General features: G+C 39.1%; 8 protein-coding genes. 7 read left to right on the top strand and 1 reads right to left on the bottom strand.

Annotated elements, in window-relative coordinates; genetic code table 11:
* Window positions 1–264 precede the first annotated feature (264 nt).
* Together Hs30E_RS09645 and Hs30E_RS09640 are read left to right on the top strand one after the other, a co-directional pair.
* Complete coding sequence (locus Hs30E_RS09645) at window positions 265–627, top strand: CidA/LrgA family protein (RefSeq protein ID WP_172209743.1); 363 nt, start codon at window positions 265–267, stop codon at window positions 625–627.
* Window positions 624–1,310: an LrgB family protein gene (locus Hs30E_RS09640; protein ID WP_172209742.1), complete on the top strand. Its 687-nt coding sequence runs from the start codon at window positions 624–626 to the stop codon at window positions 1,308–1,310. The genes Hs30E_RS09645 and Hs30E_RS09640 overlap by 4 nt, the downstream gene beginning before the upstream one ends.
* A 314-nt stretch (window positions 1,311–1,624) precedes the next feature.
* On the opposite strand, the gene Hs30E_RS09635 is transcribed toward Hs30E_RS09640, so the two are convergent.
* Window positions 1,625–2,569: an acetylxylan esterase gene (locus Hs30E_RS09635; RefSeq protein ID WP_172209741.1), complete on the bottom strand. Its 945-nt coding sequence runs from the start codon at window positions 2,567–2,569 to the stop codon at window positions 1,625–1,627.
* A 240-nt stretch (window positions 2,570–2,809) separates the two neighbouring features.
* On the opposite strand from Hs30E_RS09635, the gene Hs30E_RS09630 reads away from it, so the two are divergent.
* The 5 genes from Hs30E_RS09630 to Hs30E_RS09610 all read left to right on the top strand — a co-directional run bounded on the left by Hs30E_RS09630 (window position 2,810) and on the right by Hs30E_RS09610 (window position 9,053).
* A complete protein-coding gene (locus Hs30E_RS09630) occupies window positions 2,810–3,763 on the top strand; it encodes a glycoside hydrolase family 113 (protein ID WP_172209740.1) in 954 nt (317 codons plus the stop codon).
* The gene (locus Hs30E_RS09625) at window positions 3,753–5,507 is read left to right on the top strand and encodes an ABC transporter ATP-binding protein (RefSeq protein ID WP_172209739.1); all 1,755 of its coding nucleotides are present in this window, start codon (window positions 3,753–3,755) and stop codon (window positions 5,505–5,507) included. Before Hs30E_RS09630 ends, Hs30E_RS09625 begins: the two co-directional genes overlap by 11 nt.
* 489 nt (window positions 5,508–5,996) lie before the next feature.
* Window positions 5,997–7,295, top strand: coding sequence for an ABC transporter substrate-binding protein (locus Hs30E_RS09620; protein ID WP_172209738.1), 1,299 nt, complete (start codon window positions 5,997–5,999; stop codon window positions 7,293–7,295).
* Between the two features lie 55 nt (window positions 7,296–7,350).
* Complete coding sequence (locus Hs30E_RS09615; protein WP_172209737.1) at window positions 7,351–8,229, top strand: carbohydrate ABC transporter permease; 879 nt, start codon at window positions 7,351–7,353, stop codon at window positions 8,227–8,229.
* Window positions 8,226–9,053, top strand: coding sequence for a carbohydrate ABC transporter permease (locus Hs30E_RS09610; RefSeq protein WP_172209736.1), 828 nt, complete (start codon window positions 8,226–8,228; stop codon window positions 9,051–9,053). The genes Hs30E_RS09615 and Hs30E_RS09610 overlap by 4 nt, the downstream gene beginning before the upstream one ends.
* The last annotated feature ends 209 nt before the right edge of the window (window positions 9,054–9,262 follow it).

Here is a 9,262-nt window from a genome sequence, read left to right as displayed (position 1 = left end):
TGTTTCTTTTTCTTACCATCGTGTACTAACTTGATAACACGATACTTTTTCAATTCATTCACAGTGAGTAATATCCTTTTCATAAGTATTAGTTTAACATTTGGGACATTTTATGTTTCGACCTACTCAGGACATTATCACTTTCGAATGATAAAAACGTTTTTTAATTTTTAGATTAGTTAAGGTTAAAAAAAGATTTTTGGGTAATTTTCTGAAAATAGTAGTATAATGGAAATGATTTATTTAGAAAGGCTAAATTAACAAATGAAATTCTATTTCCAATTCATGTTCATTCTCATCTTCTCTCTAATCGGAGAAATTTGTTCAACGACATTGAATCTCCCAATTCCAGGGTCAATCATTGGTATGATACTTCTATTTTTGGCGCTAAAATTCAAATTTATTCGACTTCGACAAATTAATGATGTTGGACAATTTTTACTGGCTAATATGACCATTCTTTTTTTGCCTGCGGGCGTAGGCATTATGAAATATTGGGGTGCTATTGCCAATTATTGGTGGCAGATTATTGTGATTGTTATGATAACGTTAGTTGTTAATATCGGAGTCATTGGTTTTGTCACGCAGCTTATTAAACGCCGTTTTGAGGGAGATTATCAGAAATGACAGTAACACCTTTATTTGGTTTGACGATTTCAATTCTTGCTTATTTTGCAGCAACACAAATTCATCGTAAGTGGCAAAGTCCTGTGACAACACCGTTATTATTGGCGATTTTGATACTTATTTGTTTCTTAAAAATAACAGGAATTTCTTACGAAGATTACTATATTGGTGGTTCGTATCTTAATACCTTGATTGTTCCGTCAACCGTGGCGCTTGGCATTCCATTATTTCAAGCCTTTAAACTCATGAAGTTCCATGCCCGTAGTATCCTCACTGGTGTCATCATCGGTGCTATCGTGAATACGACCCTGACAGCACTCCTTGCCAAAGCCTTTGGTATGCAGTTTTTCCTTGCTATCAGTCTCTTTCCTAAGTCTGTGACCACCGCCATGGCCATTGGTATTACTGGAAAAATGGCGGGTATGACCACGATAACGCTGGTTGTTGTAGTTGCGACAGGGATTCTGACCTCAGTTATTGGACCAGTGCTGTTAGACTTATTTGGGATAAAAGATAGTGTTGCAAAAGGCATAGCGCTTGGTGGAACGGGGCATGCGATAGGAACAGGTGCTGCCATGCAAATTGGACAAATCGAGGGCGCAATGGCAGGACTTGCGATTGGTATCACAGGTCTTGTTTATGTGATTATCAGTCCAATTATTGCCATAATAATCTTAAAATAACAAATAGGCTGATGTGAAAGTCAAAGTAATAGGAAAATCGCATGAAAATTGTTTCATGCGATTTTTCTGTTTCTGAATTAACTAGAAGGCATCTCTAAAAACTGCTTGATTAAAGATAGATAGATTTTTTAATCGGAGGAGTGACACAGAATTTGGAAAAGTCTAGCATATCTTTTCTGTCGGCGAACTTTGTAAGCTGACAAAATTTGGGAAATTTGAGTTTTTAGAGATGCCTAAAATAAGCTAGGTTTTGACTTCTATTCCCAGTCCCTTTTTAGTAAACATGCTCAAGATATTGTGTGTTTAGCATCTAATCATTCAAAAAATCCTTGTAAGTTGTCAGAAACTTTTGGCAAATATTCATGACCATATTCATAGACTGGGATGAGCTGTTTTTTGCTGGTAATATTGAGATAAGCAGAGAGTTGTGTTTCTGGCGGCACCACCTCATCTTGCAAGCCCATAACCCAAGCGACTTCCGCCTTGATACGTGGTGCTAAATGTTGCAAATCAATATAGGAAAGGGTCTCGAAAATCTCATTTTCTTGTTTGTGTAAAGGATCACGAAATTGGAACCAATAAGGAATTTCTTCAAAAGCAGAAGTTTGCGCACCGAGATTATAAGCTTTGCGATAATCGCACAAAAAAGGATAAGTCGCAATAACTTTTTTGATTTCGGGGACAAGTGCGGCACAGGCAATGGTTAAAGCGCCACCTTGCGAGGCACCTTGAGCGAAAACGCGTGTTTCGTCAACAAAATCAAGTGACATGAGAATTTTAGCCAAATGCGCACAATCAAGGAACACACGCTTATAATAAAGGTTGTCAGCTCCCTCTTCCATGCCACGAATAATCAAGCCTTTCATGACACCACCTGCGGTAACGGTATTGTCCTCGGACAAACCGCCTTGACCACGTGCATCAAGCGCCGCAACAACAAAGCCTTCAGCGACAGCACCAATTTTGTCAACCCAATCGCCACTGTCACCATGATAGCCGTGAAATTGGAGGAGTCCTTTGAATTTCTTACCTGTCGTTTCTTTTGGTGTGAGAAATTGCGCATGAATACGAGCGCCGTCTGGTGCTGTAAACCAAAGATGATAGGCGCGCGCAACATTTGACTTGAACGCAATCTCTGTCAATTCATAATTAAGCGGAAAGTCAGCTAGTTCAGCTAATGCCTTATCCCAATAATCATCGAAGTCGGCAGGTTTATTGCCAGTCCCTTTGTAATCTTCTAGTTTTGATAAATCAATCATTTTTGATAATCCTTTCTTGAGGTCATCTCTAAAAACTCAGATTCGCCCATTTTTGCTAAAATGAACAAAAGCAAATCTTTTTTGCGACGAGTAACCGCAGGAACACGTGTTTTTCTGTGACGAGTAACCGCAGGAACAGTTTTTAGAGATACCCTTGACAAATCGTATAATTTAAATTAAAATGAAAACGGTTACGATATAAGTATATACTTTTTAAAGAAAAAGTCAAGGAGAAAATCAATGAAATTTATCAACGGTGTTACTTTTGGATTCATGAATAAACGTGGCGAATGGGACACAGCCGAATCTTACGACTCGCTGAAATTGCTCAAGGAACGGACGGGAGCAAATACTGTTATTTTGGCAGTTGTTGCTGAGCAAGACAAGCCTTGGTCGACTGAGATTCATTATCAAGACGATTGGAATTTGTCGGATGATGAGGTGGTTAAAATGATCCGATATGCGCAGTCACTAGGCTTGCAAGTTATTTTGAAACCGATGGTCAATGTTTCTGACGGCGCTTGGCGGGCTTACATCAACTTTTTTGATCATGATGTGCCAGTTGAGCCGACTTGGCACGATTGGTTTGTCAATTATAACGCCTACATTTTGCATTATGCCGATATGGCGCAAAAAACGGGCTGTGAGATGTTGGTGATTGGTTGTGAGTTGGTTAATGCCGATCGCAGAGACAGTGACTGGCGGGCTTTGATTGCGAAAGTTCGCACGCATTACAAAGGGTTAATTACTTATAATTGTGATAAATTTCAAGAAGATAACTTGACTTGGTGGGATGCCGTGGATGTTATCTCAAGTTCTGGTTATTATTCTGTGGCTATTTGGGAAGAGCAGTTGAACAGGATTGAAAAGGTTGTTCAAAAATACGAAAAACCATTTTTCTTCTGTGAAGTTGGCTGTGCTAGCAGAACGGGAAGTGAATTTTTACCAAATGATTGGCAATTTGACGGCGAGACAAATCTTGAAAGTCAAGCAACATTTTACAAAACGATGTTTGCGGCTTGTGAAAAACGTGATTGGGTCGGAGGTTTCGGTATTTGGGACTGGAAAGCGCATATTTACGACATCAAAGCGGCGACAATTGACAATGATTATGCCATTTACGGTAAGCCAGCTGAGAGGATCATCAAGGAAAATTTTGCCAAGCGACTAGGAGAAGTGCCATATGATGAGTAATATCCAAGAAAACTATGAGAAAAATAAAGGCAATCCTTTTAAAACTTTGCTCGCCTTGTATCAAGGGAATTACAAGCGTTTGCTTGTGTCAGCCTTGCTTTATATCGTCAAAGATACGCCTGCTTGGATCTCGCCTTTGATTATGTCGATTGTCATTGATACAATCACAAAAATCAAAGCTAATAGTCTGAGAACTGTGATTTTCTGTGGTATTTTCATGATTTTTCTAATCTTGCAAAATATCATCTCCAATTATTTTCATACTAAATTTTACAGCACAGCTATCCGACACGTCGAGGCAAATCTGCGTGGTGCTTTGATTCGGAAATTGCAACAATTGTCGATTTCTTATCAGAAAGATTTGAAATCTGGCGTTTTACAGTCTAAAATTATGCGAGATGTCGAAACGGTACAGACTTTATCTTCGCAAATTTTTATCAGTTTGCTGAGTATTAGCGTCAATATGTTTGTAGCGCTTGCGATTACGTTAGTTACCAGTCGGATTGTTTTTCTCTTTTTCATTGCAACCATTCCGATTGCGACTTTTTTGATTAAGCTGTTTTCTAAGCAGATTGAGTCAAGTAATTCTGACTTTCGGCATGAAATGGAGCAGACTTCGGCAAAAGTCATGGAGATGATTCATTTTGTGCCCATGTCACGCGCTCATGCGCTAGAAAATCAAGAAATTTCTCGTTTGCGGCAACAATTTGACAAGATTTTCAAAAAAGGGATTAAACTCGATGTTTTACAAGCCTTTTTTGGTTCGGTTTCTTGGTCAGTTTTCCAATTGTTTCAAGTTTTCTGTTTGATTTTTACGGCAATTTTGGCTATCAAAGGCAAGATTACGCCGGGTGAAGTCGTCATGTACCAAACTTATTTTGGGACAGTTGTCGCCTCAGCTGCCAATTTGATTAACCTCATTCCCATGGTTGCTAAGGGTGTGGAATCGGTCAATTCGATTGGCGAAATTCTCATTTCTGACAAGGTTGAAACGCACCAAGGACAGATTGAAGTTGCAGAAATTAAAGGTCAATTTTCATTTGAAAATGTTTACTTTTCTTATGAAAACGATAAAAATATTATCAAAGGGCTAAATTTGACCGTCAAATCTGGCGAAACGATTGCCCTTGTTGGGGCATCAGGTTCTGGTAAGACAACGATTCTCAATCTGGCGATTGGTTTTATTGCGGCAACATCTGGTCGACTTTTATTGGATGGACAAGAAATGTCGACACTCAATTTGCATTCGGTTAGAAAACACATTGCGGTTGTTCCGCAAAATTCGATTTTACTATCGGGAACAATTCGTGATAATATCACTTATGGCGCAGATGATGTGACGGATGCCCAACTCGAAAAGGTTCTCCAGATGACCAATCTCAAGGATGTCATTGACAAACTTCCCGATGGGGTTAAGACTGAGGTCGGTGAAAATGGTGACATGCTGTCGGGCGGACAAAAGCAGCGTATTTCAATCGCAAGGGCGCTTATCCGTGACCCAAAAGTTATCGTGATGGACGAGGCAACATCAGCGCTTGATGTAATCTCTGAGAAGAAAATTCAAGAATCGCTAGTTGAAATGCAGAAAAATCGGACAACTTTCATCGTTGCCCATAGGCTATCAACTATCAGAAATGCAGATAGAATCGCCGTTATTCAAAGCGGCAAATGTGTTGAAATTGGTACATTTGAGGAACTTATGGCGCTAAAAGGTGAGTTTTATCAGATGCAAAAGTTGCAATAAAATCTAAATCTCGAACGCCTAACATAAATCGTTCATTTAATCGCATTCGCACATTTTTTGATAAATGTTGCCAAATGGGTTTCTAAAAAATGAGTTAGGTGTTGAGGAATTTAAGATATACTCGTTTAACTATAAAAAGGTTACAAAGCTTTTGAACTAGATTCGTCAATTCTAGCCACTTTAAAGCCATAGGCGACAAAGTGAAGGTGTACAGGTGTACGGTGAGACTTGTAAACGTAGAAGTGGTGGTTCTAGCCGAAAGCGTAATCTTTTTATATAAATGAGTATAAAATAGCACAGAGTTTTTTAATACACACTAGAAAAAATTTTAGACAGGATAACTGTTTGAAATTTTTTTGATTTTGCTGTTGACAAAACATAGCTAAAAGTATATACTAATTACTGTAAGCGATTTCAAAAGTATAGACTTTTTCAAAATCGTAAATTGTCACTAGTGCAACTAGCACTTAAAATAAAGGAGATTATCTTATGAAACTCAAAACAGTTTTGGGGACACTCGGTGTTGTGGCTGCGTCAGCATTATTGCTAGCAGGCTGTGGCAAAAAAGATGAAGATGCCGATGGTAAAACGACGATTACTTTCATCAACCACAAGACAGATTGGCAGGCAGATGGGACTTGGGACAAGTACATCAAGAAATTTAACGAAGAATATCCAGATGTGACAGTCAAGATTCAGACGGTTACTGACTACGGCGGACAGATGAAAACGCGGATGAATTCCAAAGACTACGGTGATGTTTTGATGATTCCTGCAGACATCAAACCACAAGATTATGGAACTTTCTTTGAACCGCTTGGTAAGTCAAAAGAGCTTGAAGAAAAGTATATGCTCTTGGCTGACCGTCAATATGAGGGCACGCAATACGGTCTCCCCTCACAAGTGAATGCAACAGGTTTACTTGTCAATAAAAAAGTCATGAATGACGCTGGCTATAAAGAATTTCCAACAACAACGGAAGACTTCATCAAATTGATGGAAGCTGAGAAAAAACTTGACGGTGTGACACCATTTTACACCAACTACGCAGCTGGTTGGGTGTTGTCAAACTGGGACTTTATCCGTGCGGGTGTTTCGGGCAATCCAGATTTCACATTTGAAATGGCAAATGATACTAAAGCCTTTACAGAGGGCTCAACTATGTGGACAATTTATGAAACTTTGTACGAATTAGCAAGTAGAGGTTTGATTGAAAATGATCCGACAACAACTGACTGGGAACAATCAAAAGTTGACTTTGCCAATGGTAAAATCGGCACATTATTACTTGGGTCATGGGCGATTCCACAACTTCAAGTTGCCAATGAGGCAAACGCTGAAAATGTGACTTTCCAAGCTTTCCCTAATCAAGTAGACGGCAAAACCTATCTAGCGATTGGTGGCGATTACAACTATGGTATCAATATTAATTCATCAGATGCTAAGAAAAAAGCAGCGCGCCAATTCATTGACTGGATGGTTGATAAATCTGATTATGCTGAAGTCAATGGTGGTTTGTCAGCAGTCAAAGGGGCAGATATGCCAATTGCTCTCCAAGGTCTTGCGGATGCGGGAGTTGTGCTGATTGAAGAAACGCCTGCACCAGCTGGTAAAGAATCTCTCTTTTCAGATGTTAATAACGCCTCAGAAGTCGGTGTTGGGTCAACTGAAGACCAAAAACGTCGCATCGTTGACGCTGGTATCGGGAACACCAAAGAAAGCTTTGCTGACATCATGAAAGATCTCAATACAAAATGGGCAAAAGCAGTAGACGAGTACACTAAATAACATATTAAAGGCTGGCCAATAGCCAGTCTTTACTTTTAAGACAGAAAGGAATCTTATGTTTAATCTACAAGCTAAGACAGAGAAAAAACTATTGATTGTGCTTTTTACAGTCATTCCTATCGCTCTGCTGTTGACTTTCACTTACTATCCGCTCGTTAAAATGGTTCAGTATTCATTTACTGATTGGGACGGTTTTTCGCCCAGCAAAAACAATGTCGGCATTGCCAACTATAAAAAAGTGTTGACTGATCCGAATTATTTTATCGTTTTCAAGACAAGTTTGTATTACTTCTTGTCGGGCTTTGTCCAACTTGGTTTAGCGCTCCTTTTTGCGACCTTGCTGTCATTTAAAGTCAAGTTTGCTAATTTTTGGAAAGGGATTCTCTTCTTTCCTTATCTGCTCAATGGTGTTGCGATTGGTTTCATCTTCCTCTATTTTTTCAAGGAAAATGGCACGCTTGACTCTGTTTTAAAGATGATTGGTATGGGCGGTTTCAAACAGTTATGGCTTGGCAATCGTGATATTAATAACATTTCACTTGCCTTTACGTCAACTTGGCGTTATATTGGCTTTAATTTCTTGATTTTTCTCGGGGCAATTCAGTCAGTCAATCCAGAAGTGTACGAGGCAGCAGAAATTGACGGTGCAAATTCTTGGAGCATTTTCCGTTATATTATCGTACCAGCAATCAAACCTATCATTTTCTTGAATATCATCTTGTCTGTTTCTGGTTCTCTGTCAGTCTTTGATATTCCATTTATCATGACAGGTGGCTCAAACGGTACGATGACGTTTGTTATTCAAACTATTAATACAGCTTTCAAATACAACAAACTGGGTCTTGCCAGTGCTATGGCGATTATCTTGCTTGTGATTGTTGTTCTTGTGACCTTGCTACAACGCTTGATTACTGAAAGGGGAAATAAAAAATGAGAAAAGAAAGATTAACCTTAGGCACAATCGTCAAATATGTGATTCTCATTTTGGGTGCGATTGTTGCGCTTTTGCCACTTTTAGTTGTCTTTATTGGCTCTTTCAAGTCCAATCAAGAATTTCTTAGCACAAGTGTCTTATCATTGCCGAAAAAACTGGACTTTAGCAACTACAAGCTCGCCTTTGTCCAAGGGCAAATGTTGACTGGTTTCAAAAATACGTTAATTATTTTCGTGATTTCAATGTGTGGGAAATTGTTAGTCGGCTCAGCATTCGCCTATGCCATGAATCGTTTTGAATTTCGTGGCAAAAAACTCATCTTGCTTGCTTTTACAGCAGCCATGCTGATTCCCGCCATTACGAGTCAAGTTGCGACCTTCAAAATCATTAATTCAATGGGTTTGGTCAATACAATTTGGTCAGTTATTTTACTAAATCTTGGTTCTGATGTGATTTCACTTTATATCTTTATGCAATATTTGGATGAAATTCCGATTTCGCTTGACGAATCAGCCTTCCTTGACGGCGCAAGCTATTTCCAGATTTTCTACAAGATTATTTTGCCAAATCTCAAAGCACCGATTGTGACCATGCTGATTATCAGCGGTGTTGGGCTCTATAATGACTTCTACAATCCTTATCTCTACATGCCCGATCCCGAGCTGAAAGTGATTTCGACAGCACTTTTTGCCTTTAAAGGCCCATACGGCAGCAATTGGCCTGTTATCTTGGCAGGCGTTGTGATTGTCGTGATTCCGATTCTCGTCCTCTTTTTGACCCTTCAAAAATATATTTACAATGGGGTGGCAGGCTCTGTCAAATAATAGACTTCTCCCAAAAATAAAAAAATTTGTTATACTATAGTCATGAACTATGAATCCCTCACCAAACTCAGCGATAGTCATTTTAAACGTCCAACCTTTGAATCTATGAGCATTCTTCTTAAGACCGCTTATCATGAAAAACATAACCGTCGAGGTCGTCACAGTAAATTATCAGTTGAAGATATGCTTTTCTTATCCCTCAATTATCT

Source organism: Pseudolactococcus hodotermopsidis, from assembly GCF_011170085.1.
Classification (GTDB): domain Bacteria; phylum Bacillota; class Bacilli; order Lactobacillales; family Streptococcaceae; genus Pseudolactococcus; species Pseudolactococcus hodotermopsidis.
This window is presented reverse-complemented; position numbering and strand designations above follow the sequence as displayed.

Bases quoted from the DNA above. Each gene is read 5' to 3' on its own strand.
- Hs30E_RS09645 (WP_172209743.1), top strand. From the start codon at position 265: ATGAAATTCTATTTCCAATTCATGTTCATTCTCATCTTCTCTCTAATC.
- Hs30E_RS09640 (WP_172209742.1), top strand. From the start codon at position 624: ATGACAGTAACACCTTTATTTGGTTTGACGATTTCAATTCTTGCTTAT.
- Hs30E_RS09635 (WP_172209741.1), bottom strand. From the start codon at position 2,569: ATGATTGATTTATCAAAACTAGAAGATTACAAAGGGACTGGCAATAAA.
- Hs30E_RS09630 (WP_172209740.1), top strand. From the start codon at position 2,810: ATGAAATTTATCAACGGTGTTACTTTTGGATTCATGAATAAACGTGGC.
- Hs30E_RS09625 (WP_172209739.1), top strand. From the start codon at position 3,753: ATGATGAGTAATATCCAAGAAAACTATGAGAAAAATAAAGGCAATCCT.
- Hs30E_RS09620 (WP_172209738.1), top strand. From the start codon at position 5,997: ATGAAACTCAAAACAGTTTTGGGGACACTCGGTGTTGTGGCTGCGTCA.
- Hs30E_RS09615 (WP_172209737.1), top strand. From the start codon at position 7,351: ATGTTTAATCTACAAGCTAAGACAGAGAAAAAACTATTGATTGTGCTT.
- Hs30E_RS09610 (WP_172209736.1), top strand. From the start codon at position 8,226: ATGAGAAAAGAAAGATTAACCTTAGGCACAATCGTCAAATATGTGATT.